Below are 25,431 nucleotides of genomic sequence, written 5' to 3'. Positions count from 1 at the left end.
AAAGGTTAGAATTAACAAATTGGATAATACCATTATAACCTATAAATTTCGATTTGTCTCTTATTTTGTAACAGGAGTTGGCATTTCCGTCAAACAAACGTTGCAGACGATTTTGCCTTTGAAATACGCCACGTTCTCCGCATTGCCGCAGAAGATGCAAGCCGGCTCGTATTTCTTCAGCATGATCCGTTCGCCGTCCACGTAAATTTCCAACGCGTCCTTCTCTCCGATGCCGAGCGTGCGGCGCAATTCGATCGGGATGACAACCCGCCCGAGCTCATCAACTTTTCGAACGATACCTGTGGATTTCATCATATTGGTCGCTCCCTTTCCTATTCAATCATGTCGTCACGATTCGACAAAATTCTATCATTTAATGTCTTAATAATACCAACGTTTCCCAAAATAGTCAACCCGCCCGGAGAGTCCGGCAAGTGCCGTAATGACGACGATTTCACGTCACTAATGTATTCCGTTATACTTCATATAGTACAACAAGGGCGGTCGGATTGGAAATAGAGTTATGACATAATTCGACATGTAAATTGATAAATATGTCGAAATTACGAACAGTTGGGAGTGAGCGAAACAATGAGCAACGACCAAGCCCAAGTACGTCTGCCCGAAGAAAAGGTCTTCAAGGATCCGGTACACAAGTACATTTATGTACAGGATTCCTTGATTTGGCATTTAATTAATACGCGGGAATTCCAACGCTTGCGGCGCATTCGCCAGCTGGGCACCTCGTACCTGACCTTCCACGGAGCGGAGCACAGCCGATTTTCGCATTCTCTCGGCGTCTATGAGATTACCCGCAAAATCATCTCGCAATTCGAACGCAGCGGCTATTCCGGCTGGCCGAAGGAAGAGAAGCTCGTCGCCCTCTGCGCGGCGCTCCTGCACGACATCGGCCACGGTCCGTTCTCCCACTCCATTGAAGACGTATTCGACACGCATCATGAAGCGTGGACCTGCCGGATGCTTCGGGAGGACACGGAGATCAACCGCGTGCTCCGCGACTTCGACCCGTCTTACCCGGAGCGGGTGGCCGCCGTCATCTGCAAAACGTATCACGAGCCGATCGTAGTGTCGTTGGTGTCCAGTCAAATGGATGCGGATCGGATGGACTACTTGCTGCGGGATGCTTATTTTACGGGGGTCAACTACGGTACTTTCGATTTAGAGCGGATCCTGCGCGTTCTGCGGCCGCATCAAGGACGGATCGTCGTCAAGGAAAGCGGCATGCACGCGGTCGAGGATTACCTCATGTCCCGGTATCAAATGTACTGGCAGGTGTATTTCCATCCGGTGACGCGAAGCTCTGAAATCATACTCCGCCAAATATTTCGCAGAGCCAAGGAATTATACGGGGGCGGGTATGCGTTCGGTTGGATGATGGAGCCGCTCGAAAAGCTCATCTCCGGCAACATCGGCATCGAAGCTTATCTCGCGCTGGACGAGGCGCTCGTGCAGGCGGCGTTCTCCGCCTGGTCGCACGAAACGGATCCGATTCTCGCCGATCTATGCCGCCGGTTCCTGAACCGAAGATTGTATAAGTACGTGACGATGGACGGACCCGACGAGCAGCTGTGGAACGACATTCGGGCGCAATTCCGCGCGATCGGGCTGAATCCCGACTATCACTTGGAAATTGACTTTCCGTACGACATGCCCTACCATGTGTATCGTCCCGGCTCGCCCGGTCCGGCGGACAATGAGGAAAAACCGCCGATTCTGCTCCTGTCGGGCGACGACCGGCTGTCGGAAATTTCCGGCCGATCCGATATCGTCCGTTCGATCACGGGGATTCATCAAGGGAAGTACCACTTATATTACCCGGAAGAGCCGCTGCTTGAATCAGCGCACCGCCTGTCCGCGAACATACGCGAATTATTTGGTTTAATGTAGAAAGGGGTTGCGCAAGACGTGATGTTAATCGACACGCATACGCATTTGGACTCGCCGAAATTCGACGAAGACCGCGAGGCGGTCATCGAACGGGCTCTCGAGGCCGGCGTACATACGCTCGTCAATATCGGCTTTAACCGCGAGACGATTCCGACCACCATGGCGCTGGCCGAGCGCTATCCGTTCATCTACGCGGCCGTCGGCTGGCACCCCGTGGACAGCATCGACATGACGCCGGCGGATCTCGAATGGATCGCGTCGCTGCTCGAGCATCCGAAGGTCGTGGCGCTCGGCGAGATCGGCCTCGATTACCATTGGGATACGTCGCCGAAAGACGTGCAGCAGCGCGTCTTCCGCCAGCAGATCGCGCTCGCCAAGGAGATGCGCAAGCCGATCGTCATCCATAACCGCGACGCGCACGAAGACGTCGTGCGGATTCTTCGCGAGGAAGGCGCAAGCGAGGTCGGCGGGATCATGCACTGCTACTCCGGCAGCTGGGAAACCGCGAAGCAGTGCCTCGACATGAACTTCTATATCTCCTTCGGGGGACCGCTTACATTCCAGAACGCGCGGGTTCCGAAAGAGGTCATGGCCAAGGTGCCGCTCGACCGGCTGCTGATCGAAACGGACGCGCCGTATTTGGCGCCGCACCCCCATCGCGGGAAGCGGAACGAATCGTCCTTCGTCCGTCTTGTAGCAAATACAATGGCGGAAATTTCAGGGAAATCCGTGGAAGAAATCGCCAAAATCACGACCGAAAACGCAAAGAGATGTTTTGGAATCTGATGAAAACGTGACGATGCGTTAGATTTCCGGGGAAATCCGGTGAAAAAAATGATTTTTCATCCGCGAATCGCTGGAATAGCTCGGAATTTTCCTTGAAATTCGCGAAAATCGTCATTAATCAGTTCTTTACAATGAGCGGCGGTAGACGGTATGATTCATCTCAGAGCAACAAAAGCTGTATTCCTTTTCCAAATCATCGCTTAATCTCCGGTTACCGGAGAGCGGGGGAACCACTTGCCTGAAACTGTTTGTAGCAATCGAACAGCGAAAGCAACGGAATTCTCTAGGGGTGAATTTCGCCGAAGGACGCGCATGACCGGGCGTCGCGAAGCGAATAGGGCGACTCTCGCGCCCGAATCCGACAGCTAACCTCGCAAGCGTACATAAGAGAGATCAACCTCGTGCATGCAACATCACGCTGCCATTTATCCGAATGGGAAGCCACGAAACAGATCCTCTGTCGTCGGGCTTCTCTTTTTTGTTTGAATATTGCGTAAACTGACGACATAGGGTGTATGGTGGAGGTGGGGCCGAGGCGGAATACGAAAAAAGCGTGCGTTCGCACGCCAATACTCTATAGTCGCGTCTAAGTATCATGTTTACAAAGGCGGCGGGGCTATGTAAGGAGGACCGAAGAAGTGGGAGCACTCCAGTTAAAGGACACCCATGGGAAACGATCATCCAGCATGTCTTTCGCATTGCGATGGAAGCATGAGAATGTGCGTTTAATTGTACTGAGCGCCATGATCTCAATCGCTATGACTTTCATGTTTTTGGTGTTGTTGTACGGAACGGCTGACAAGCATGTCTCCGTAGTATTGAACGGACGAGAAACCATTGTCTCCACGAAGCAATGGGTCCTTCAACGCCTACTGGATGAACAAGCCATCACCATCGGCCCGCACGATAAAGTGTCGATGCCGCTGGACGGCGGCATAAGCGATGGCGACCGGATCGTTATCGATCGGGCCATCCCGCTTACGGTGAAGGCAGACGGCAAAGCAAAAACGTTGTACACGACAGAGAAAACGGTACAAGCGGCGATCGATCAGGCTGATATAGAGGTTCGCGGCCTAGACAAGGTGTATCCTTCGTCCGAGGCGGCGCTCCAACCGAACATGACCATCACGGTCACCCGGATCGACAAGAAATATTCCGAGACTTCGTATGACGTTCCGTTCACGGTCGTGAAGAAGAACGATCCGAAGCTCGCGCTCGGGAAGCAAAAGCTTGTCCGGCAAGGCCAGCAGGGTAAAGTGGTCAAACGCTACGAGACGGTATTCGCGGACGGCGTGGCGGTGTCGCAGACGCTCGTCGAGAAAATGACGCCGCAGCCCGCGGTCGATAAAGTCGTCTCGGTCGGAACGATGAAGCCCGAACCGAAGGTGACGATGCTGTCGGCCAGCGCCGGGGCATCGAGCTACACGAAGCGGGGCGTCACGTTCAACGCCAAGAAGGTCATGCGGAACTTCACGTTGACGGCGTATTCGGCGGGCGTGGCTTCGACGGGCAAAGGCAAAGGCCATCCGGAGTACGGCATTACCGCTTCGGGAACGCGCGTCCAGGAAGGCCGCACGATCGCGGTCGATCCGAAGGTCATTCCGATCGGCTGGTGGGTCTACATCGAGGGCATCGGCTTCCGTCGCGCGGAAGACACGGGCAGCGCCGTCAAAGGCCATAAGATCGACGTGTATTTCGACAGCGAGTCGTACGCCGACCGGTTCGGCTTGAAGCGGGGCTACACGGTCTACGTGCTGGGACCGAAAAAGCCGGAGTCTCTGTAAGAAACCCGGTCATCCCCGTTCGTTTATCGGAAAGCCGTCTACTTGATTCATATCGTAATTCATGATTAAATATGCCATGATAAGAAGAGGCGACGCCTCTTCTTTTTATTGTTTGTCTAACGGGAAGGAATGGAGCTTCCATGATTAAGGAAATCATCGTCGTCGAAGGCAAGGACGACACGGTCGCCGTCAAGCGCGCCGTCGAGGCCGAGACGATCGAGACCGGCGGTTCCGCCATCGGCGAGGCGGTGCTTCGCCGCATCGAGCTCGCGCAGCAGCGCCGCGGCGTGATCATCTTCACGGATCCCGACCACGCGGGCGAGCGGATCCGCAAAATCGTCGCGCGGCGCGTGCCGGGGTGCAAGCATGCGTTCCTGCCGCAGGAGCAGGCGCTGTACAAAGGCGACATCGGCGTCGAGAACGCGTCGCCCGAGGCGATCCGCCACGCGCTGGCCAATCTGCGGACGGAAGCGGCCGACGGCGACGGGGGGCTGGCGGAGGTGACGATGGAGGATCTCATGCAGGCGGGGCTGCTCGTTCACCCGCAGGCGTCCGAGCGGCGGCTGAAGATGGGCAATCTGCTCGGCATCGGCTACGCCAACGGCAAGCAGTTCTATAAACGATGCTCCACGTTCCGGATCACGCGCGATGAATTTCTGCGCGCGCTGCAGACGATGGAGAGCGAAGGAGAATCGTCATGACAGAAGGCAGCACGAGAGCGGTCCATGACGTCGGTTCGCCCAGACGGACGAAGGACATCATCGCCAAATACGGCTTTACGTTCAAGAAGAGCCTCGGTCAGAACTTCCTGATCGATCAAAATATTTTGCGCAAGATCGTCGGCGCGGCGGAGCTGGACGAGACGAAGGGCGCGCTCGAGATCGGCCCGGGCATCGGCGCGCTGACGCAGCAGCTCGCGCACGAAGCGGGCCGCGTGACGGCCGTCGAAATCGACAACCGGCTCATCCCGATTCTGCGCGACGTGCTGGCGGAGACGCCGAACGTCCACGTCGAGCACGGGGACGTGCTGAAGCTCGACCTGCGCGCGCTGATGGAGCGGCAGTTCGCGGGGTTGTCCGGCGTCAGCGTCGTCGCGAATTTGCCGTATTACGTCACCACGCCGATTCTGATGAAGCTCCTCGAAGAAAAGCTGCCGCTCGAGCATATCGTCGTCATGATCCAGAAGGAAGTCGCGGAGCGGATGGCCGCCAAGCCGGGAGGCAAAGAGTACGGCAGCCTCAGCGTGGCCGTCCAGTATTATTGCGTGCCGGAGCTCGTCTGCATCGTCCCGCACACCGTGTTCATTCCGCAGCCGAACGTCGACTCCGCGGTCATCAAGCTGTCGCTGCGGGACAAGCCGGCGGTCGAGGTCGAAGACGAGGGGTTCTTCTTCCGGACCGTGCAGGCCTGCTTCGCGCAGCGCCGCAAGACGATCGCGAACAACCTGACCGCGTTCGTCGGGAAGGCGAACCGCGAACGGATCGCGCCGCTGCTGGAGAGCTGCGGGATCGATCCGAGCCGGCGCGGCGAGACCTTGTCGCTGGCCGAATTCGCGGCGCTGAGCGAGGCGCTGCGGCAGGCGGGCCTGCCCGCTTAAGATGCCGCTTAAGCCTGCCTGCCGCCTAAGTCTGACCGGGCATAAGTAGGCCGTTAGGCGGGCCAAGGCCCCTCGCAAAAGATGACGAAGAAGCGCACCTTCGGGGGCGTCTCCCCATAGGATAGACGAAGAGGTGATATGCCCATGATGCAAGGGGACCTGGTCGTCCGCAAATCCTATGGCGGGGACGTCCTTTTTCGTGTTGCGATAATCGAAGAACATACAGCCGTGCTGAAAGGCACCGACTACCGGCTGTTGGCCGACGCGCCGCTGAACGACTTATCCGTGGTAAAGGACGGCGATGGCGACTTGCCGGTCGCGATCCGGCAGGCGCGGCTGTTGGCCGGCGAATCGACGCAGCGGATGCAGGAGGAGCGGCAGCAGCAGATCATCCAGCGGGAGCTGCTGCGGGCGCAGAATCAGAGCCAGCCGTATTTCGACGTGCCCGGCAAGGTGCTTCACCTGGACGGGGACGGCAATTATATGAAGAAGAGCATGCAGCTGTACACGCAAATGCGGGTGCCGGCTCACGGCCTCTACGTGCACGAGTCGCAGATGGCCGACGCCGTCTATCGGCTGCTGCCGCAGATCAAGCCGGACATCGTCGTGATCACCGGTCATGACGGCGTGCTCCGAAACCGCGAACAGAACGATCTGAACAACCTCGCCTCCTACAAAAATTCGCAAAATTTCGTGGATGCGGTCCGGGTCGCCCGGGACTACGAGAAGAGCCGGGACGGACTCGTCGTCGTGGCGGGGGCATGCCAGTCCCACTACGAGGCGCTGCTGCAATCGGGCTCGAATTTTGCCAGCTCGCCGGGAAGGGTGCTGATTCACGCGCTCGATCCGGTCTACGTGGCGATCAAAGCGAGCTATACCCCGATCAGCGAGACGATTAACCTGCCGGACGTGATTCATGGGACGATCAGCGGCATTGACGGCGTGGGCGGCGTCGAGACGTTCGGCAAGTATCGGGTCGGGCTGCCGAAGCCCCGGACGCTGACGGGCGTAAAAGCGACCGTATAAGAATGGCGGCATCGGATACACTAAACAATGGGCATGGAGTCGTCACGATTTTTTATATTGACAATTTATTAAAGCCACTGTTATAATTGAATTTTTTTGACAAATCACCTCTTCTCCGTTATAATGGACAAGGAAAGAGGTGGTAGTGCACAATGGCTAAAAATGCGCTGTTGGAGATTAAACGCAGTTTGGAAACCCACGTCGGATCCAAAATACGTCTTCGCGCAAACGGTGGTCGTCGAAAGACTATTGAACGAACCGGCGTATTGGAAGAAATCTACCCTTCTGTATTTATCGTCAGGCTTGACCAAGAACAGCATGCATTTAAGCGCGTGTCGTACAGCTACGCCGATATTTTGACGGAGTCCGTCGAAGTGATGGTCGACAGCGATGACGGGCAGGTTCGCATTACGTATATTCAGTAAGAAACACAAGCACGGCTTCGTTTCTTTTCAACAGGCAAGCAACGGCAAACGCGAAAGCGGCGTTTGGGTTGCTTGCTTTTTTTTCGCGGGAATGAGAAGCCGGAAAACATCCATACTAACGGTACCACGACGGATCGAAGAAGGAGGCAACCGTAATGTCCCGCAAACGCCGCAGTACGATGAGCGAGCAGCTCAAGAACGAGCTGGCCAAGGATCTGGGGTTCTACGACACGGTGCAGAAGGAAGGCTGGGGCGGCATCAAGGCGAAGGATGCCGGCAACATGGTGAAGCGCGCCATCCAGCTCGCGGAACAAGCCGCCGCGAGGGAGTACCAGGCGCAGCAGGCCCCGCAAGCGGCTCAGCCGCAGGCGCAAGCCTATCAGGCGCAGCCGCAAGCGTATCGCGCGCAGGCCTACCAGCCGCAGGCGTATCAAGCGCAGGCGTACCAACAGCCGTCGGCGCAAGGCGCGTACAACGCCGCGCAGCCGCGGCCCGGCGCGGCCGGCGTACCGCCGTACATGCACCAAGCCCTGTCGGGCGCGCAGCAAGCATCTCCGTCCATGCCTCACTAAGCCGAAGGCCGCCAAGCTAAGATGCCGCGTTTGCGAAAGCAGCGCCGCCGTCTTAGCTTTTCTTTTGGCCTTTTGTTATAATATGTGAAGTTTAACGATAATGGACGGGTGAATCGACATGAAGATTTATGAGAAGGCGCCGGCCAAGATTAACCTGCTCTTGGATGTTCTGCGCAAGCGCGAGGACGGATTCCACGAAGTCGAAATGATCATGACGATGGTGGACTTGGCCGACCGGCTGGAGATGGAGGAGCTGCACAGCGATTCCATCATCATCTCGAGCCAGGCGGGCTACATCCCGCTCGACGAGAAGAATCTGGCGTTTCAAGCCGCGAGGCTGATCAAGGACCGCTACAACGTGCGCAAAGGCGTTTATATTCACTTGGACAAAAACATCCCGGTGGCCGCCGGGCTCGCGGGCGGCAGCAGCGATGCCGCGGCGACGCTGCGGGGCCTGAACCGGCTCTGGGAGCTCGGCATCTCCGAGGAGGAGCTATGCACGCTCGGCGCCGAGCTGGGCTCGGACGTGCCGTTCTGCGTGACGGGCGGCACCGCGATCGCGCGCGGGCGCGGCGAGCAGCTGGAACGGATCGACAACCCGCCGCAGTGCTGGGTCATCTTGGCCAAGCCGCCGATCAACGTCTCGACCGCGGACGTATACGGCAAGCTGCGCGCTTCCGAGCTCAAGCACCACCCGTCGACGAAGGACATGCTGGAAGCGATTGAATCGGGCTCGTTCGCGGACGTGTGCGCCCATCTGGGCAATGTGCTGGAGGACGTGACGCTGAAGCTGCATCCGGAGGTGCTGCAGCTGAAGGACATCATGCAGCGGCTGGGCGCGGACGGCGTGCTGATGTCCGGCAGCGGACCGACGGTATTCGGCCTGGTGAGCAAGGAAGCGAAGGTATCGCGAATCTATAACGGGCTGCGCGGATTTTGCAAAGAAGTTTACGTGGTAAGAATGCTGACATAAATGCGACGTACAACTTGATTAAATCCGTATGAAAATGGTATATTGTCTTTATATTATTCGGATTTGGCAAGGGGGAAGTCTGCATTGAAGAAATTGAAACGAAGCGCACGGTTAGTGGAGATGACGCAGTACTTACTTACGCGCCCCCATACGTTAATTTCTCTCACAGCATTCGCTGACCGCTACCAGTCGGCCAAGTCGTCCATCAGCGAGGATTTGGCCATTATCAAAGAAGTGTTCGAAGAAGAAGGGCTGGGCGAGCTCCATACGCTGGCCGGCGCCGCGGGCGGCGTCAAGTACACGCCCAAGATGGGCGACGCGGAAGCGCTGGAGATCATGAACGGCATTTGCCGCCAGCTGGAACAGCCGGAGCGCGTCTTGGCCGGCGGATATTTATATATGACGGATATGCTCGGACAGCCGGGATTGCTGGCGGACGTCGGACGCATGTTCGCCACCGCGTTCGCGGGCGCGGAGATCGACGTCATCATGACGGTGGAGACCAAGGGCATCCCGCTCGCGTTCGCGACCGCGTCGTGCATGAACCTGCCGGTCGTCATCGTGCGCCGCGACAACAAGGTGACGGAGGGCTCGGCCGTCAGCATCAATTACGTCTCGGGCTCCAACAAGCGCATCCAGACGATGTCCCTGACGAGGCGGGCGCTGAAGGAAGGCGCGCGCGTGCTGATCGTCGACGATTTCATGAAGGCCGGCGGCACGATTCAAGGCATGATGGACCTGCTGTACGAGTTCAACGCGAAGGTGGCGGGCGTCGGCGTATTCGTGGAGTCCGGGGATCTGGACACCGAAGACCGGCTGCTCGAGGATTACGTCTCGCTGGCCAAGCTGACGAACGTGGACTTGAAGACGAAGCAGACGACCGTCATTCCGGGCAACTATTTCAATCGACTCGACAAGTAAACGGAGGATGATTCGAAGATGAAACCGCAACCGCAACCCGTATCGACGACGCAGGCGCCTGCGGCGATCGGACCGTATTCCCAAGCGATCCGGCTCGGCAATCTGCTCTTCACGTCGGGCCAAATTCCGCTGACCGCGGACGGTCAGCTCGCCGAAGGCGGCATCGAGGAACAAACCCATCAAGTGTTCCGTAACCTGAAGGCCGTGCTCGCGGAAGCGGGCGCGACGTTCGCCGACGTGGCGAAAGCGACCGTCTTCATTAAGGACATGGACCAGTTCGCGGCGGTCAACGCGATCTACGCGTCCTACTTCGGCGACCACAAGCCGGCGCGCTCGACCGTGGAAGTGGCAAGGCTTCCAAAAGACGTCCTTGTCGAAATCGAACTCATTGCCTCGATCGGCGTCGAATAAAGAAAGAATCCTCGCAAGCGCGAAAAATTTTTTCAAATTCAGTCCGTAAATTTCCAGAATCATGAAGGATTTCGCATCGAAATGTGGAAGTATACACCAAGTCTTCGATAGGCAAAGGTGGTGAACACAGATGCAAATTACCGATGTTAGACTCCGCCGAGTAAATTCCGAAGGTCGCATGAAGGCAATCGCCTCCATTACCATTGACAATGAGTTTGTCGTTCACGATATCCGCGTGATAGACGGCAACAATGGGATGTTCGTCGCGATGCCTAGCAAGCGTACGCCGGATGGAGAGTTCCGGGATATCGCACATCCGATCTCTTCGACGACACGGGAGAAGATCCAAGCAGCCGTTCTCGCAGAGTACGAGCGTGCGGCCACGGAAGAAGAAGTCATTGAAGAAGGCGCTTAAACTGGGAATATTGGGGTAGAGAGGAAGGGAGCCGCCCAGGCTCCCTTTTCTTTTGCCTGTCGATACGCTATATTCAGTAGAGCATTGGATACGAGTCCCCGCGGACTCAGGGTGGAGGGACGAACATGAACGTGATGGCCATTGTCCTTGCGGCGGGTCAAGGAAAACGGATGAAATCGAAATTATATAAAGTGCTGCATCCCGTATGCGGCAAGCCGATGGTGGCGCACGTGCTCCGGACGGTCCGGGACGCGGATTGCTCGCGCACGGTCGTCGTCGTCGGCCACGGCGCGGAGACGGTCCGCACGTTCCTCGGCGAGGGCGCCGAGTTCGCGCTGCAGGAGCAGCAGCTCGGCACGGGCCACGCGGTGCTGCAGGCGGAGCCGCTGCTCGGCGGGGAAGACGGCACGACGGTCATCCTGTACGGCGATACGCCGCTCGTGACGTCGGAGACGATTCAGGCGCTGCTGCGCAGTCATACCGAGACCGGAGCGGCCGCGACGGTGCTGACGGCGGTCGTGCCGAACCCGCAGGGGCTCGGCCGCATCATCCGCGACGAAGCCGGCAACGTGCTGCGCATCGTCGAGCAGAAGGACTGCACGCCGGAACAGGCGCGGATTACCGAGATCAACACGGGGATGTACGCGTTCGACAATAAGAAGCTGTTCCAAGCGCTCGCGCAGGTGACGAACCATAACGCGCAGGGCGAATATTACTTGACGGACGTCATGGAAATCCTGAAGAACGCCGGCGAAGCCGTCGGCGCGTACCGCACGGCCGATTACGCCGAAGGCGTCGGCGTCAACGACCGCGTCGGCCTCGGCGAAGCGGAGGCGCTCATGCGGGCGCGCATCGTGCGCAAGCATCAATTGAACGGCGTGACGGTCATCGACCCGGCGGCGACGTACATCGAAGCGGACGTCGTCATCGGCTCCGACACGGTGATATACCCGGGCACGGTGCTGCGCGGCTCGACGGCGATCGGCGAGGATTGCGTGATCGGTCCGAACGCGGATATTACGGATACGACGATCGGGAACGGCGTCACGGTGAAGCATGCCGTCACATCGGAAGCGGTCATCGGCGACGAATGCGGCGTGGGGCCGTACGCTTATTTGCGTCCGGGCGCCAAGCTGGGCGTCGGCGTGAAAATCGGCGATTTCGTCGAGATCAAGAACGCGGAGCTGGGCGACGGCACGAAGGTGTCGCACCTGAGCTACGTCGGCGACGCCAAGGTCGGCAAGGACGTCAACGTCGGCTGCGGCGCGATTACGGTCAATTACGACGGCTATAACAAGTCGCTGACCGAAATCGGCGACAACGCGTTCGTCGGCAGCAACGTCAACCTGATTGCGCCGGTCAAGATCGGCGAAGGCGCCTACGTAGTCGCCGGCTCCACGATCACGACCGACGTCCCGGCCAACGACGTCGCGATCGCGCGCGAGCGCCAGGTCAACAAGCCGGGCTACGCCGAGAAGCTGCGGGGCCGGGCCCGGGCGAAAAAAGAAGCGGGCGCCAAAAAAGAGTAGAAGCCAAGCGTAAAGCCAGCTGCCTCATCAATAGAAAACATAGATTGAATTCCGAGATTTCCGTCTTCTCCCCGGCTCCGCGGACGCCCGATGCGTCCCGGGGCCGGTTTGTTTTCGTTTAATTCCGTGCCGGAATGGGTATGAATATATGGAAATCGATTTGTACAAGGAGGTTTCCACCATGGCAATCCCGTTTCAAGCCGAGGCACGGACGATCGGCACGGCAGGCGATCTACGGAAAATGAGGAAGCGCGGAAGCATTCCCGGCATCGTGTACGGCACGAAGCTGAGCACGCCGCTCAGCGTCGCGGTGAACGAGAAGGAGCTGGCGTCGCTGCTGCGGTCCCATCCGCACGCGCTGCTGGAGCTCGACATCCCGGGTTCCGGCAAGCAGCCGGTCATGCTGACGCAGGTGCAGCGCGAGCCGCTGAGCCGCTCGGTGCTGCACGTTGATTTTCACCAGGTGAACATGAACGAGGCCGTCAAGACGGCCGTTCGTCTCGATATGGTCGGGGATTCGGCGGGCGTGCGCGAAGGCGGGATCCTGCAGGCGATGCTGCACGAGCTGGAGATCCAGTGTTTGCCGGACCGCATTCCGGAGGCGATCGAGGTCGACGTCTCGGCGCTCGGCATCGGGGAGAACCTGCTGGTCGGGGACGTGAAGCTGCCGCAGGGCGTGACGACCCGGGTCGATCCGGAGCAAGTCGTCGTGACCATCCTGCTGCCGCAGAAGGACCTGACGGAAGAGGAAGCCGCCCAGGCGGACGAGGCGGCGGAAGGGGCCGCGGAGCGGTCGCACGAAGCGAAGATGGAAGTGCATACGTCCGAGTAAACGAGGAATACCCGGGGCTGCTGTCGGCAGCCCCTTTTGTTTTTTTTCAGTAGCCGGGTCTCGAGACGAAGGTAAATTGCTTGCGGCTGTAGAAAATATTATTCATCTTGATGTACGATGGACTGATGTGCTCGACATAGCCGATGTCATGATGCTCCTTGCCCCAGTACACCTGCACGGGCACGCCGCACTCATGATGGTCGCGAAAATGGCGATCGTCGAAAATCAGCTGACCGTTCACATACATCGCATCAAACACCCCTTTGCGCACGAAGTTTCGAAAAGTCCGCTGCCTTTGTCCCTATGACAATCCGGCCGGACTATTCGTTGCATGGGCTAAGAGAAATTTTCGCATTCTCGCAATCGACTATTCGTAAACAGGAGTTGACGACAGCAGCATGAAATGGATCGTCGGTCTCGGCAACCCCGGTACCGCTTATCAAGGAACGCGGCATAACGTGGGATTCATGGTCGTCGACATGCTCGCCAAGCGGTGGGGCATCTCGGTGACGCAAAGCAAATGCAAAGGGCTGATCGGCGAAGGCAACGTCGGCGGCACGAAGGTCGCGCTGATCAAGCCGATGACGTACATGAACCTGTCCGGCGAGACGGTGCGCGGTTTCATGGATTATTTTAAAGCGGACCTCGAGGATGCCATCATCGTCTACGACGATCTCGACACGGAGACCGGCCGGATCCGGCTTCGCTATCAAGGCAGCGCGGGCGGGCACAACGGCATCAAGTCGATCATCCAGCATACGGGGACGCAGACGTTCAATCGGATCCGCCTCGGCATCTCGCGGCCGACGAACGGCATGAGCATCTCGGACTACGTGCTTGCGAACTTTCCGAAGAGCGAAGGCGAGCTGCTGAAAACGATGGTGGAGGAGAGCTGCGACGCGGCCGAGTACGCGCTGACCAACACCTTCGAGCGGACGATGGCCAAATATAACCGTTAAATTTCGGCGGGCGCGGGCATACTGAGGGTAGATGCACACCCGGGCAGCGAACTTGGAAGGATAACTGAACGCTGAGAGCAGCTCACGGATCAGTGAAAGTTCGCGGCCAGGGTATAACGACCACTCAGGAGGCATAAATATGGCTGTGAATTACGTTTGCCGGCATTGCAAGACGCCGATGGGCTCCATCAACAACGCGCAGATCACGGAAACGCAGCTCGGTTTCCATTTCTTGACCCCCGAAGAACGCAGCGATATAATAGCCTATAATCCGAACGGAGACGTTACGGTCAACGTAGTCTGCGATTATTGTCGCGAAGCGATAGAGAGCAATCCCGAACTGCTGCTGGTAGCCAATCCGCTGCAGTAGCGGCGGGAGAGCGAAGGAAGAGCCTTGGCGCACGGCTGAGGCTTCTTTTTGTAACGCCGCGAGCCAGAAAACCATTGGATACGCTCCCGTCCGCCGCTTGCTTGGCGAACGGGCGGTTCGGTTTGGAAAGAAACGAGGTGCCGCTAAGTTGAAAGCATTACTGGAAGCTTACGCCGCGGATACGGATTTTGGCTCCATCGTATCCGGGATCAAGAAAGGGATGCGCGAGCAGCTCGTGTCGGGGCTGGCCGGTTCGTCGCGGCAGGTGATGATCGCGGCCCTGAAGCGGGAATTCGAACGGCCGATGCTCGTCGTGACGCATAACATGTTCGCGGCGCAGAAGATCGCCGAGGACCTGGTGGAATGCCTGTCGCCCGACGAGGTGCTGCTGTATCCCGCCAACGAGCTGGTCGCGGCGGAAGCGGCGATCTCGAGCCCGGAAACGCTGGCCCAGCGGATGGACGTCCTCATCCGGCTGTCGCAAGGGTTTCGCGGGATCGTTGTCGTGCCGTTTTCCGGCGTCCGCCGGTTCCTGCCGCTGAACAGCGTCATGGCGAACGCGCGCATTCCGCTCAAGGTCGGCGAAACGCTCGCTTTGGAAGCGTTTTTACGGCAAATGGTAGAGCTCGGCTACGAGCGCGTCGATAAAGTAGAAGGCAAGGGCGAGATGAGCGTCCGCGGCGGCATCGTCGACTTCTTCCCGCTGACGTCGCCGCATCCGTTCCGGGTGGAATGGTTCGACGACGAGATCGATTCCATCCGCACGTTCGATTCCTCGGACCAGCGCTCGATCGACAAGCTGAACGCCTACAGCGTGCCGCCCTGCCAAGAGCTGACGGCGGATAAGCGCCGCTTCGAGAACGCGGCCCAGCACGCGTCCGAGCTGCTGGAGCAGCAGCTGCAGAAGATGACCGACCGCACGGCCAAGGACCGCCTGCGCACGGAGATCGGCGCCGAGATCGAGATGCTGCGGGAGCACCGGTATTTCCCCGAAATCTATAAATATATTTCTTTGCTCTATCCCGAACGGCAAACCTTGTTCGATTACGTGCCCGCCGATACGCTGCTGATCTACGACGAGCCGACCCGCCTCATCGAGACGGGCCGCCAATTGGAGCGCGACGAGGCCGAATGGTCGACGCATCTCATGACGAACGGCAAGGCGCTGCCGGCGCTCGCCCTCGCGCGTCCGTCGGATGACGTGCTGTTCCACCGGCCGTTCCCGACGTTGTTCCTCTCGCTGTTCCTGCGGCAGATTCCGCACACGCAGCCGCAAAACATCCTGAACGTCGTCAGCCGCGCGATGCAGAACTTCCACGGCCAGATGAACGTGCTGAAGGCGGAGATGGACCGCTGGCGCAAAGCCGGCGCGACCGTTATGATGCTGGCGGGCAGCGCGGAGCGGATGGACCGCATGCGGCGGGTGCTGCACGATTACGGCATCGAGCCGCCGATGCTCCTCGAAGGCAACCTGCAGAGCGGCTTCGAGCTGCCGTCGGTGCACCTGATCGTCATCACCGAGGGCGAGATGTTCTCGCAGAAGCAGCGCAAGGCCCGCCGGCTCGACAAGAAGATGGACAACGCCGAGCGGATCAAGAGCTACACCGAGCTGAAGGTCGGCGACTACGTCGTGCATCAGAATCACGGCATCGGCAAATATATGGGTATCGGCACGCTGGAGATCGCCGGCATCCATAAGGACTACATGCATATTATGTACGCCGGCGGCGACAAGCTGTCCGTGCCGATCGAACAGATCGACCTGATTCAGAAATACGTCGGCAACGAAGAGAAGGAGCCGAAAGTCTATAAACTCGGCGGCAGCGAATGGACGCGCGTCAAGAGCAAGGCGCAGTCGTCGGTCAAGGACATCGCCGACGAGCTGATCAAGCTGTACGCCGAGCGGCAGGCGACGTCCGGGTTCGGCTTCGGCGAGGATACCTCGTACCAGCAGGAATTCGAAGCGATGTTCCCGTACGACGAGACGGTCGACCAGCTGCGCGCCATCTCCGAGATCAAGAAGGACATGCAGACGCCGCGCCCGATGGACCGGCTGCTCTGCGGCGACGTCGGCTACGGCAAGACCGAGGTCGCGGTGCGCGCCGCGTTCAAGGCCGCGATCGAAGGCAAGCAGGTGGCCGTCCTGGTGCCGACCACGATTTTGGCGCAGCAGCATTACGAGACGTTCCGCGAGCGCTTCGCGGGCTTCCCGTTCAACGTGCAGGTACTGAGCCGCTTCCGGTCCAAGAAGGAGCAGACGGCGACGATGAAAGGGCTGAAGGCGGGCACGGTGGACGTCGTCATCGGCACGCATCGGCTGCTGTCGCAGGACATCATTTTCAAGGATCTCGGACTGCTCATCGTGGACGAGGAGCAGCGCTTCGGCGTGTCGCACAAGGAGAAGCTGAAGCGGCTGAAGACGAACGTGGACGTGCTGACGCTGACGGCGACGCCGATTCCGCGGACCCTTCACATGTCGATGCTCGGCGTGCGCGACCTGTCCGTCATCGAGACGCCGCCGGAGAACCGGTTCCCGGTGCAGACGTACGTCGTGGAGTACAGCCCGTCGCTCGTCCGCGAGTCCATCGAGCGGGAGCTCGCGCGCGGCGGTCAGGTGTATTATCTGTACAACCGCGTTCAGGGGATCTATCAAATGGCGGAGCAGATCAACGCCCTGGTGCCGGATGCCAAGGTGGCCGTCGGCCATGGGCAGATGTCCGAGCAGGAGCTGGAGAAGACGATCCTCGACTTCCTCGACGGCGAATCCGACGTGCTCGTCAGCACGAGCATTATCGAGACGGGCGTCGACATTCCGAACGTCAACACGCTGATCGTCCACGACGCGGACAAGATGGGCCTCTCCCAGCTATACCAGCTGCGGGGCCGCGTCGGGCGCTCCAACCGGATCGCCTACGCGTACTTCACGTACCAGCGGGACAAAGTGCTGACGGAGGTCGCCGAGAAGCGGCTGCAGTCGATCAAGGAATTCACGGAGCTCGGCTCCGGGTTCAAGATCGCCATGCGGGACTTGTCCATCCGCGGCGCCGGCAACCTGCTCGGCGCGGAGCAGCACGGATTCATCGCGTCGGTCGGCTTCGACCTGTATTCGCAGATGCTGGCCGACGAGATCGCGAGGCGCAAGAAGGAGATGGGCGGCGAGGTCGAGGAGGTCGTCAAGGAAGTCAGCACGTCGATCGACATGAGCATCGATGCCTACTTGCCGTCGTCCTATATTTACGATAGCATACAGAAGATAGAGATATACAAGAAAGTGGCGGCCGTCCGCACCCTCGAGGAATGCGAAGACCTGCGCGACGAACTGATCGACCGGTTCGGCGACTTGCCGCAATCGGTGGACAATCTGCTCGCCGTGGCGCGGCTCAAGGTGTTCGGCGCGCTGTGCGGCATCGAGCAGATCGGCGGGAAGGCCGACGATATCACGCTGAAATTCGCGGAGTCCGAGAAGAAGCGGTTCGACGCGAAGAAGGTGGACCGGCTCTGCCTGCAGCTCGAGAACCGGTTCGCCCGTTCGAACGGGCAGGATCCGAACCCGCTCGTGCTGCTGCGCGGCAAAGGATTGTCCGTCGAGCAGAAGCTGGAGCTGCTGGAACGGTTTCTCACCCAGTACAAAGACACCATTCAATCGAAAGGGGAACTACAGGATGTTACGCATTAACCAGGCAAGACGGACGATCCTGCTTGCGCTTGTCGCCGTATTGGTCGTCGTGCTTGCGGCGGGCTGCGGCTCGAAGAAGGAGGAGGCGTCCGCGCCGGGTGCCGGCGGCGGCAAGACGATCGCCACGTACAAGGACGGCACCGTCACGGAAGGCGAGTTCAAGAAGTACTCCACGTTCTTCGGCATCGTGCAGCCGCAGACGGAAATGTACCTGAGCATCCCGCAGCTCCAGGAGCAGTTCCTGCGCGAGTACATCGGGTATAAAATCTTGTACAAGCCCCTGGCGGACAAGAAGCTGAGCGACGAGGACCAGAAGAGCCTCGACACCTTCTACACGCAGGTGAAGCAGCAGATCGATTCCGACGAGACGCTCAAGAAGAAAGTGGACGACGCCGGCCTGAAGGAAGCGGACATCCGCTATTACTATACGATGATCACCAGCATCATGAAGGACGAAGAAAGCAAAACGACGGACGCGGAAGTGAAGAAGCAGTTCGACGATACGAAGGCGGACTACAACGTCATCAGCGTTCGCCACATCCTGATCGCGACCGCGGACCCGAACACGGGCGCCGAGAAGCGCACGGACGAAGAAGCGCTCAAGATCGCCAAGGAAGTCAAAGGCAAGCTGGACGCCGGCGGCGACTGGGCGGCGCTCGCGAAGCAGTATTCCGACGATACCGGCTCGAAGGATAATGGCGGCCTGTACGCGGACCAGCAGGCCAAGGGCTGGGTGCAGGAGTTCAAGGACGCGGCGAACAAGCAGGAAATCGGCAAGATCGGCGATCCGGTCAAATCGCAGTTCGGCTATCACGTCATGAAGGTCGAGAAGCGCACGGAGACGACGTTCGACAAGCTGACCGACGCGGATAAGGAATCGATCAAGCAGGAGGCGGCGTCCGCCAAGCTGAACGCGTTCATGACGACGGATCTGCCGAAGCTCATCACGAAGATCGACCTTCCGAAAACGGAGACGCCGGCCGACGGTTCCGGCGCGGGCACGAATTCGGGCACCAACCCGGGCGCCGGCACGAACACGGATACGAGCAAGAACGGCTCGACGAACACGGACACGAGCAAGAACGGCACCACGAATACGGAGAAGAAAGACGATGCGACCACGAACGATACCAAGACCGACGGCAAGTAAGCTTGCGGCGGCAATCGGGGAGTAAGCGCGGCTTTTCTTGAACGACAGGCCCGGCCCGGATGAAGGCCGGGCCTGTTTTTCATTCTACTATGCGAATATGGGGAGGCGCGGAATCATGGGACAGGAGTTGCGCTTGTATACGGGATCGTACGCGAAGCGGGAGCAAGAAGGCGTGGCGGCGTGGGGGCTGCGCGCGGAAGACGGCCGTCTGGAACGGCGGTCCGGCTTGGCGGGCATTCATCATCCGTCGTTCGTGCGATGCAACGCGGCGGGCACGCGGCTGTACGTCGTCAGCGAAACGGGGGCCGAGCCGGGCAGCGTCCACGCGTATGCCATCGAGGCCGGCAGCGGCGCGCTGACGCCGATCAACGACGCGTCCACGCTCGGCGGCTCGCCTTGCCATCTCGCGCTGGACGCCGGGGAGCGGCTGCTCGTCGCGACCAATTATACCGGCGGCACGGTAAGCGCCTATGCCATCGGGGCGGACGGCGCGCTGACGCTGACGGACAACGTCGCCCACGAAGGGCGCGGGCCGCGGGACGACCGCCAGGAAGGGCCGCATCCGCATTCGACGATCTTCGATCCCGCCAACCGCTACGCGCTCGTCGCCGATCTGGGCACGGACGAGATCGTCCATTATCGGATCGATTACGAAGCGGGCAAGCTGATCCGCCACGGCGCGACGAAGACGGCGCCCGGCGCCGGTCCGCGCCATATGGCGTTCCATCCCGCGGGAGACGTGCTGTATGTCGTCAACGAGCTGGACAACACGGTGTGCGCGTACCGGTACGCCGGCGAAGACGCCGTGCTCGCGCCGATGCAGACCGTGCCGACCTTGCCGGCGGCGTTCGAAGGCGCCAGCACCTGCGCCGACCTCCGCGTGACGGAGGACGGACGCTACCTGTACGCCTCGAACCGCGGGCACGACAGCATCGCGGTGTTCCGCATCGGCGGAGACGGACGGCTCGAGCCGATCGAGATCGTGCCGTGCGGCGGCCGGACGCCGCGCAACTTCGCGATCGCGCCGGGCGGCGGGCTGATGCTCGTGGCGAACCAGGACAGCGACAACATCGCGGCGTTCCGCATCGACGCCGGGACCGGGCGGCTGCTGCCGACCGGCGAATCGATCGCGACGACCAAACCGGTGTGCATCGCGTTCCTCTAGCGCCGGACGATTCCAAGAACCGAGCCTCCGACTACCGATCGGACGGCTCGTTTTTCTTGTTTAAATTTGGGTGAAAATATCGGGTTTTCCTTGAATTCCACTATCTTGCGGCGGGCTTCTGTGGTAAGGTAAGCCATATTTTGCATGGCCGGGGGGGAGCAGGATGCGAGACTTCAGGATCAACGGCATTCATATTCGGGATACGGGCGGCGAAGCGCCGGGCACGGGAGAAACGCTCGTCCTGCTGCATGGGCTGGGCTGGGACATGGCGTGCTGGGACACGCTGCTGCCTTTCTTCCCCGCATCGTACCGCATCGTGATGATCGATTTGCGCGGGCATGGGCAGTCGGAGGGGGACAACGGCGGTCCGGGCTGGCATGCCTTCGTCTGGGACATTCGCCGAATCGCCGACCGTCTGGGCTTGGAGACGTTCCATCTGGCCGGGTACGGATTCGGAGCCAACCTGGCGATCAAATACAGCGCGGCCGATCCGGGGCAGGTACGGCGTCTGATCCTCATGGCGCCGGTCGTCCTCCTGCCGCGCGAGGTCATCGGCGAAATGGTGCGCGCGCGGCAGACCATTCTCGAGCGGCGGTCGATCCGGGAGCTGGCTCGCTATCTCGCGGCGCAGATGACCGCGCAGCCGGCGGACAGCCGGACGTTTGGGCGGGCCGAGCAGGCGTTCGCCGCGATGGACCCGGACCGTTATTTCGGGTTGCTGAATCTCTATCTGGACGCGCCGACCGACTACGATTACCGGTCCATTCGCCATCCGGTTCTCACGCTGGTCGGCGAATTCGACGAGTTGAACGCCGCTTCGTACGCGCTGACCCTCCGCTTTCTGCGCGATTCGCGCTTGGTCGTCGTTCCGGGCTCGGCGAACGCGGTATTTCTGGATCAACCGGAGACGGCCGCGACGCTGATGGCGGAATTCATGACGGCGAATTTCATGGCCCCGGCCGGAGACGAAGACCTGTTGGCGGCGCGGCCCGAACGCCGCGAGCGCCGGAGCCATGAATCGGGGAGCGACGGGAGCGCGCGGATCCGGGCCGATTTTTTGGACGGCTTTCGGATTCGGATCGACGGGGAGGAACGGCATGAGGGCTGGAACCAGCGGTATGCCAAGAGCCTGCTGCTGTTCTTGGTGCTGAACCGCGCCGCGACGCGCGAGCAGATCTGCGATGCCTTGTTTCCGGATAAACCGCTGAAGCGGGCGCTGGCGAATCTGAAAGTGTACTTGAATCATTTGAAGAAGCTGCTGGAGCCGTCCGGATCCGCTCGGCAGGAGGCTTCCGGCATGCTCGCGGTGGATAAGGACCATATCCGGCTGATCGGGCCGGTCGAATCGGACCTGCTGCGGCTCATGCGGGCGGTTCAGGCCGCGCAGCGGGAAGAAGAGCTCAGTGCCAAGCTGAAGCGCTGCCGGGACGCGGTGTTGAATGTGCCCGAGACGCTCCTTCCCGGCTTGTTCGACGACTGGATCGCCGATGTCCGGAGCGGCCTTGAAGCGCAATTGATCGCGCTGGCGGCGGAGGCGGCCAAGCTGGAGGAGGCGCGCGGCAATCTGGCGGGCAGCCTGTACTTCCTTCAAAAAGCGAGCCTGTACCAGCCGGAGGACGAGAGCTTGTTCGAGCAGACGCTGAGACTTGCGGACCATATGCTGCAAGCGAGACGACAGTAGTTTGTCGGAAATTGGATTAACATAACGAGTGTAACGTTCCTGTAACGGTGAATTTTGTATAATCATGTTGCTTTGGGGCTACCAAATTATACAGTTCATGGGCATTAATGCCTATGTGTAAATTCACGTTATGGGAGGATCTTATGTCTAAGAAATTACGTCGTACAACAGTAGGCCTGCTCGGGCTGACGCTCGCCATGAGTCCGGCTTCCGCATTCGCCGATCAATCGTCGTTCAAGGATGTGGACGGGCATTGGGCGCAGAAGCAATTGGAGCAGTGGATCGCAAGCGGCAACCTGAAAGGCTTCGACGACGGCACCGTCCGTCCGAACGAATCGGTGACGCGGGCCCAGTTCGCGGCCATGATCAACCGGTTGTTCGCGTTCACCGAGGAAGCGTCCATCGATTTCAAGGATTTGAACGCGTCGAGCTGGGCTTACGGCGATATCGCCAAAGCCGTGAAAGCCGGCTACCTGATCGGCTCCCCCGATCATACCGTCCATCCGAACGACACCGTCACCCGTCAGGAAGCGGCGGTCATGATCGCGCGCGTGCTCAAGCTCTCGCCGGCGCAAGCGGAAGCGCTTGCGTCCTTCAAGGATAAGGACGACGCGGCCGCATGGAGCAAGGACAGCCTGGCGTCGCTTGTCGACCGCCACATCTTGAACGGCCTGCCGGGCGGCCTGCTTGCGCCGAAGCGCGCCATGACGCGGGCGGAAGCGGTCGTGCTCATCCAAGCGGCGCTCGACGCGAAGGCGTCGGCGGCTGCCGTGACGTATAATCAAGCGGGCGTATACGGCTCGACCGATCCGTCGGCGCCGCAAGTCATCGAGGGCGACGTCGTCATCGGCGCGGCCGGCGTCACGCTTCAAAACGCGGTCGTTCACGGCGACCTCATCCTGGCCGAAGGCATCGGCGCGGGCGACGCGACGATCAAGAACGTGAAGGTATCCGGGACGACCTATGTCCGCGGCGGCGGCGCGAACTCGGTGCATTTCGTCGACTCCGTGCTGGTCAAGATCGTGGTCAACAAGGCGGACGGTTCCGTCCGGATCGTGGCCGAAGGCACGACGCAGGCGGGCAGCGTCGTCGTGCAATCCTCCGCGAAGCTCGAGGAGTCCGGATTGACCGGGAACGGCTTCACGGACGTGGAGCTGGCCAAGGAGCTCCCGGCGGACGCGACGGTGAATCTGGTCGGTCAATTCGAGGACGTCAACGTCTATTCGACGCAAATCAGCGTGAAGCTGTCGGAAGGCTCGATCGACCATCTGGCCACCGCGCCGGGCGCAAACAATAACGAGATCGAGATCAGTCAAGAAGCGCGCGTCGTGCAGCTGGTGCTGGAAGCCGTGACCAAGATGCTCGGCGACGGCACGATCGCGAGCGTGACGGCGAAGGACGGCGCGCAGGGCTCTTCGTTCACGAAGGCGCCCGGCCAACTGGACGGCCTGAAGAAGGACGAGGTCATCCTGCCGCAGGCACCGGCGGGCGGCGGCTATATTCCGCCGGCTCCAAGCGGTCCGAACGTCGTAGCTAACCCGACGGAGTATCTCACGACGCAGGATTTCGGCTACTGGAGCGATCAAGACGCTTATAACGTCGGCTTCAAGCTCAACCTGAGCAAGCTGAGCTACGAGAACATCGCGAGCATCAAGGTCGCTCTGCAGGACGCGGCAGGCAACGAGCTGGCGAACCGCGTCGCGACCGGCGCGCAGATCGAGCAGCTGCAAGCGGACGACGCGCAGTACGGGGCGGGCCTGGACGGCGAGCTGAGCGCCGCGTTCATCGAGCGTTCCGCGCCGGCAAGCAACGAATGGTGGACCAGCACGGCCTACGATTTTACCGCGCCTTCGAAAGCGGTCGTGACCATCACGGATAAGAGCAACAACGTGTATATCGTCAGCAACGGCACGGTCAATCCGGTCGCCGAGCCGGTTCCGGTACAGGATCCGGAGACGTTCGTGCAAGCGCAGGATTTCGGGTTCTGGGCGGACCAGAATGCGTATAACGTCGGTTTCCATATCGACTTGGACAAGCTGAACTACGCGCAGATCGCGAGCATCAAAATCGCGCTTCAAGACGATCAGGGCCAAGAGCTTGCAAGCCGGACGGCAACGGGCGCGCAGCTGCTGCAGCTGCAAGCGGACGATCAGGAATACGGCGGTCTGGACGGACAGCTGAGCGCGGCCTTCGTCGAGCGCGCCGAAGCGGGAAGCAACGAATGGTGGACGAGCACGGCGTACGACTTTGCCGCGCCTTCGCAAGCGGTCATTACGATCACCGATAAGCACAACAAGACGTACACCGTCGTGAACGGCAGTTTGAGCCCAGGGGCGCCGGAAGTCACGGTACCGGATGCGGCGGACTATGTCGCGACGCAAGATTTCGGGTTTTGGCGCGACCAGCAGGCGTATAATGTCGGCTTCAAGATTGATCTGTCGAAGCTGAGCTACGATGCCATCGCAAGCATCAAAGTCGCGCTGCAGGATGCACAAGGGCGTGAGTTGGCCACGAGGATCGCGACGGGCGCGCAATTGGAGAAATTGAAGGCGGACGATGAGTCCTACGACGAACTGGATGGGCAGTTGAGCGCGGCCTTCATCGAACGTCCGGCGGCGGCCGCCAATGAATGGTGGACGAGCACGGCATACGACTTGTCGCTTCCTTCGAAGGCGGTCATTACGATCAAGGACAAGGATAATAAGGTGTATACGGTGACCAACTCCGTTCTGTCGTCCGCCGCCCCGGAACCTGTCCTTGCACAGAATTCCGCGGAAATCGTGACGGCACAGGACTTCGGATACTGGGCCGATCAAGAGGCGTATAACGTGGGCTTTAAACTCGATACGACCAAGCTCCCTTATGCGAATATCGCCAGTATCGAAGTAGCGCTCTTGGACGAGCAAGGGGTCACGCTTGCCAAACGCAGAGCCGTCCAGGATCAGATCGCGAAGCTGCAAAGCGACGACATCGAGTACGGAGGCGAAGACGGGCAATTGAACGCCGCCTTTGTCCAACGCTCTGAAGCGGCAAGCAACGAGTGGTGGACGAGCACGGCCTATGACTTCTCGACGCCGGCCAAAGCTGTTATTAAGATCCAAGACAAAGACGGAAACGTATACGTTGCGGAAAACGCCGAATTGACGGCAACGCCCGTACTGCCTTAAACGAATGATGAACAACCGTTCTCCTACGGGAGGACGGTTGTTTTTTGTTGTTCGAAAAGTATGTGTCATATTAATGGGATGTAA

At 59.7% G+C, this 25,431-nt stretch carries 22 protein-coding genes, 1 pseudogene and 1 riboswitch; of the genes and pseudogenes, 21 read left to right on the top strand and 2 right to left on the bottom strand.

What is annotated here, in order from left to right:
* Positions 1 to 60 precede the first annotated feature (60 nt).
* A complete protein-coding gene (locus I8J29_RS28145; RefSeq protein WP_090648939.1) occupies positions 61 to 315 on the bottom strand; it encodes an AbrB/MazE/SpoVT family DNA-binding domain-containing protein in 255 nt (84 codons plus the stop codon).
* Positions 316 to 591: 276 nt separating this feature from the next.
* On the opposite strand from I8J29_RS28145, the gene I8J29_RS28140 reads away from it, so the two are divergent.
* The 14 genes and pseudogenes from I8J29_RS28140 (at position 592) to I8J29_RS28075 (ending at position 13,179) form a co-directional block, all read left to right on the top strand.
* Positions 592 to 1,908 (top strand): HD domain-containing protein, encoded by a 1,317-nt coding sequence (locus tag I8J29_RS28140; protein WP_208850672.1) that lies wholly within the window; start codon positions 592 to 594, stop codon positions 1,906 to 1,908.
* Positions 1,909 to 1,929: 21 nt separating this feature from the next.
* Positions 1,930 to 2,694: a TatD family hydrolase gene (locus I8J29_RS28135; RefSeq protein ID WP_208850684.1), complete on the top strand. Its 765-nt coding sequence runs from the start codon at positions 1,930 to 1,932 to the stop codon at positions 2,692 to 2,694.
* A 187-nt stretch (positions 2,695 to 2,881) separates the two neighbouring features.
* Positions 2,882 to 3,089: riboswitch (cyclic di-AMP (ydaO/yuaA leader) on the top strand.
* Between the two features lie 423 nt (positions 3,090 to 3,512).
* Entirely contained in the window at positions 3,513 to 4,478 is a 966-nt protein-coding gene (locus tag I8J29_RS28130; protein WP_338113307.1) for a ubiquitin-like domain-containing protein, read from the top strand.
* 140 nt (positions 4,479 to 4,618) lie between these two features.
* Positions 4,619 to 5,179: a ribonuclease M5 gene (gene rnmV / locus I8J29_RS28125; RefSeq protein ID WP_208850670.1), complete on the top strand. Its 561-nt coding sequence runs from the start codon at positions 4,619 to 4,621 to the stop codon at positions 5,177 to 5,179.
* The gene (gene rsmA / locus I8J29_RS28120) at positions 5,176 to 6,075 is read left to right on the top strand and encodes a 16S rRNA (adenine(1518)-N(6)/adenine(1519)-N(6))-dimethyltransferase RsmA (protein WP_208850669.1); all 900 of its coding nucleotides are present in this window, start codon (positions 5,176 to 5,178) and stop codon (positions 6,073 to 6,075) included. The genes rnmV and rsmA overlap by 4 nt, the downstream gene beginning before the upstream one ends.
* A 144-nt stretch (positions 6,076 to 6,219) precedes the next feature.
* On the top strand, positions 6,220 to 7,101 hold the full coding sequence (yabG, locus tag I8J29_RS28115; protein ID WP_208850668.1) for a sporulation peptidase YabG: 882 nt from the start codon (positions 6,220 to 6,222) through the stop codon (positions 7,099 to 7,101).
* Between the two features lie 152 nt (positions 7,102 to 7,253).
* Positions 7,254 to 7,526, top strand: coding sequence for a biofilm formation stimulator Veg (veg, locus tag I8J29_RS28110; protein WP_090648920.1), 273 nt, complete (start codon positions 7,254 to 7,256; stop codon positions 7,524 to 7,526).
* A gap of 155 nt (positions 7,527 to 7,681) precedes the next feature.
* A pseudogene (locus tag I8J29_RS28105) lies at positions 7,682 to 7,855 on the top strand (small, acid-soluble spore protein, alpha/beta type); the annotation flags it as partial.
* Positions 7,856 to 8,216: 361 nt separating this feature from the next.
* Positions 8,217 to 9,071, top strand: a complete 855-nt coding sequence (ispE, locus tag I8J29_RS28100; RefSeq protein ID WP_208850667.1) for a 4-(cytidine 5'-diphospho)-2-C-methyl-D-erythritol kinase — start codon at positions 8,217 to 8,219, stop codon at positions 9,069 to 9,071.
* A gap of 84 nt (positions 9,072 to 9,155) precedes the next feature.
* Positions 9,156 to 9,992, top strand: a complete 837-nt coding sequence (gene purR, locus I8J29_RS28095; RefSeq protein ID WP_208850666.1) for a pur operon repressor — start codon at positions 9,156 to 9,158, stop codon at positions 9,990 to 9,992.
* Between the two features lie 18 nt (positions 9,993 to 10,010).
* The gene (locus I8J29_RS28090) at positions 10,011 to 10,403 is read left to right on the top strand and encodes a RidA family protein (RefSeq protein ID WP_208850665.1); all 393 of its coding nucleotides are present in this window, start codon (positions 10,011 to 10,013) and stop codon (positions 10,401 to 10,403) included.
* 130 nt (positions 10,404 to 10,533) lie between these two features.
* Entirely contained in the window at positions 10,534 to 10,818 is a 285-nt protein-coding gene (gene spoVG, locus I8J29_RS28085) for a septation regulator SpoVG (RefSeq protein ID WP_018759486.1), read from the top strand.
* Between the two features lie 125 nt (positions 10,819 to 10,943).
* On the top strand, positions 10,944 to 12,347 hold the full coding sequence (glmU, locus tag I8J29_RS28080) for a bifunctional UDP-N-acetylglucosamine diphosphorylase/glucosamine-1-phosphate N-acetyltransferase GlmU (RefSeq protein ID WP_208850664.1): 1,404 nt from the start codon (positions 10,944 to 10,946) through the stop codon (positions 12,345 to 12,347).
* Between the two features lie 181 nt (positions 12,348 to 12,528).
* Entirely contained in the window at positions 12,529 to 13,179 is a 651-nt protein-coding gene (locus I8J29_RS28075; RefSeq protein ID WP_208850663.1) for a 50S ribosomal protein L25, read from the top strand.
* 46 nt (positions 13,180 to 13,225) lie between these two features.
* Here I8J29_RS28075 and I8J29_RS28070 read toward each other — a convergent pair whose 3' ends face one another.
* Positions 13,226 to 13,426 carry a hypothetical protein gene (locus I8J29_RS28070; RefSeq protein ID WP_090648904.1) on the bottom strand — a complete coding sequence of 67 codons (201 nt, stop codon included), beginning with the start codon at positions 13,424 to 13,426 and terminating at the stop codon, positions 13,226 to 13,228.
* 151 nt (positions 13,427 to 13,577) lie between these two features.
* Here I8J29_RS28070 and pth point away from each other — a divergent pair, with 151 nt between their 5' ends.
* The 7 genes from pth (at position 13,578) to I8J29_RS28035 (ending at position 25,347) form a co-directional block, all read left to right on the top strand.
* The gene (pth, locus tag I8J29_RS28065; RefSeq protein WP_208850662.1) at positions 13,578 to 14,138 is read left to right on the top strand and encodes an aminoacyl-tRNA hydrolase; all 561 of its coding nucleotides are present in this window, start codon (positions 13,578 to 13,580) and stop codon (positions 14,136 to 14,138) included.
* 139 nt (positions 14,139 to 14,277) lie between these two features.
* Positions 14,278 to 14,508: an anti-sigma-F factor Fin gene (locus tag I8J29_RS28060; RefSeq protein WP_090648900.1), complete on the top strand. Its 231-nt coding sequence runs from the start codon at positions 14,278 to 14,280 to the stop codon at positions 14,506 to 14,508.
* A gap of 148 nt (positions 14,509 to 14,656) precedes the next feature.
* Positions 14,657 to 18,184 (top strand): transcription-repair coupling factor, encoded by a 3,528-nt coding sequence (mfd, locus tag I8J29_RS28055; protein WP_208850661.1) that lies wholly within the window; start codon positions 14,657 to 14,659, stop codon positions 18,182 to 18,184.
* Complete coding sequence (locus I8J29_RS28050; RefSeq protein WP_208850660.1) at positions 18,171 to 19,334, top strand: peptidylprolyl isomerase; 1,164 nt, start codon at positions 18,171 to 18,173, stop codon at positions 19,332 to 19,334. The genes mfd and I8J29_RS28050 overlap by 14 nt, the downstream gene beginning before the upstream one ends.
* 115 nt (positions 19,335 to 19,449) lie before the next feature.
* Positions 19,450 to 20,499: a lactonase family protein gene (locus I8J29_RS28045; RefSeq protein ID WP_208850659.1), complete on the top strand. Its 1,050-nt coding sequence runs from the start codon at positions 19,450 to 19,452 to the stop codon at positions 20,497 to 20,499.
* A 163-nt stretch (positions 20,500 to 20,662) separates the two neighbouring features.
* Entirely contained in the window at positions 20,663 to 22,180 is a 1,518-nt protein-coding gene (locus I8J29_RS28040; protein ID WP_208850658.1) for an alpha/beta fold hydrolase, read from the top strand.
* Positions 22,181 to 22,323: 143 nt separating this feature from the next.
* A complete protein-coding gene (locus tag I8J29_RS28035; protein WP_208850657.1) occupies positions 22,324 to 25,347 on the top strand; it encodes an S-layer homology domain-containing protein in 3,024 nt (1,007 codons plus the stop codon).
* Positions 25,348 to 25,431: the final 84 nt, after the last annotated feature.

The sequence above is a fragment of the Paenibacillus artemisiicola genome, from assembly GCF_017652985.1.
Lineage (GTDB): Bacteria > Bacillota > Bacilli > Paenibacillales > Paenibacillaceae > Paenibacillus_Z > Paenibacillus_Z artemisiicola.
This window is presented reverse-complemented; position numbering and strand designations above follow the sequence as displayed.

Excerpts from the sequence above, each read along its gene's own strand:
- I8J29_RS28090 (WP_208850665.1), top strand. The coding sequence starts at position 10,011 with ATGAAACCGCAACCGCAACCCGTATCGACGACGCAGGCGCCTGCGGCG.
- I8J29_RS28045 (WP_208850659.1), top strand. The coding sequence starts at position 19,450 with ATGGGACAGGAGTTGCGCTTGTATACGGGATCGTACGCGAAGCGGGAG.
- yabG (WP_208850668.1), top strand. The coding sequence starts at position 6,220 with ATGATGCAAGGGGACCTGGTCGTCCGCAAATCCTATGGCGGGGACGTC.
- I8J29_RS28075 (WP_208850663.1), top strand. The coding sequence starts at position 12,529 with ATGGCAATCCCGTTTCAAGCCGAGGCACGGACGATCGGCACGGCAGGC.
- I8J29_RS28050 (WP_208850660.1), top strand. The coding sequence starts at position 18,171 with ATGTTACGCATTAACCAGGCAAGACGGACGATCCTGCTTGCGCTTGTC.
- I8J29_RS28035 (WP_208850657.1), top strand. The coding sequence starts at position 22,324 with ATGTCTAAGAAATTACGTCGTACAACAGTAGGCCTGCTCGGGCTGACG.
- I8J29_RS28135 (WP_208850684.1), top strand. The coding sequence starts at position 1,930 with ATGTTAATCGACACGCATACGCATTTGGACTCGCCGAAATTCGACGAA.
- I8J29_RS28060 (WP_090648900.1), top strand. The coding sequence starts at position 14,278 with ATGGCTGTGAATTACGTTTGCCGGCATTGCAAGACGCCGATGGGCTCC.
- rnmV (WP_208850670.1), top strand. The coding sequence starts at position 4,619 with ATGATTAAGGAAATCATCGTCGTCGAAGGCAAGGACGACACGGTCGCC.
- I8J29_RS28070 (WP_090648904.1), bottom strand. The coding sequence starts at position 13,426 with ATGTATGTGAACGGTCAGCTGATTTTCGACGATCGCCATTTTCGCGAC.
- glmU (WP_208850664.1), top strand. The coding sequence starts at position 10,944 with ATGAACGTGATGGCCATTGTCCTTGCGGCGGGTCAAGGAAAACGGATG.
- pth (WP_208850662.1), top strand. The coding sequence starts at position 13,578 with ATGAAATGGATCGTCGGTCTCGGCAACCCCGGTACCGCTTATCAAGGA.
- rsmA (WP_208850669.1), top strand. The coding sequence starts at position 5,176 with ATGACAGAAGGCAGCACGAGAGCGGTCCATGACGTCGGTTCGCCCAGA.
- spoVG (WP_018759486.1), top strand. The coding sequence starts at position 10,534 with ATGCAAATTACCGATGTTAGACTCCGCCGAGTAAATTCCGAAGGTCGC.
- I8J29_RS28140 (WP_208850672.1), top strand. The coding sequence starts at position 592 with ATGAGCAACGACCAAGCCCAAGTACGTCTGCCCGAAGAAAAGGTCTTC.
- I8J29_RS28145 (WP_090648939.1), bottom strand. The coding sequence starts at position 315 with ATGATGAAATCCACAGGTATCGTTCGAAAAGTTGATGAGCTCGGGCGG.
- I8J29_RS28040 (WP_208850658.1), top strand. The coding sequence starts at position 20,663 with ATGCGAGACTTCAGGATCAACGGCATTCATATTCGGGATACGGGCGGC.
- ispE (WP_208850667.1), top strand. The coding sequence starts at position 8,217 with ATGAAGATTTATGAGAAGGCGCCGGCCAAGATTAACCTGCTCTTGGAT.
- veg (WP_090648920.1), top strand. The coding sequence starts at position 7,254 with ATGGCTAAAAATGCGCTGTTGGAGATTAAACGCAGTTTGGAAACCCAC.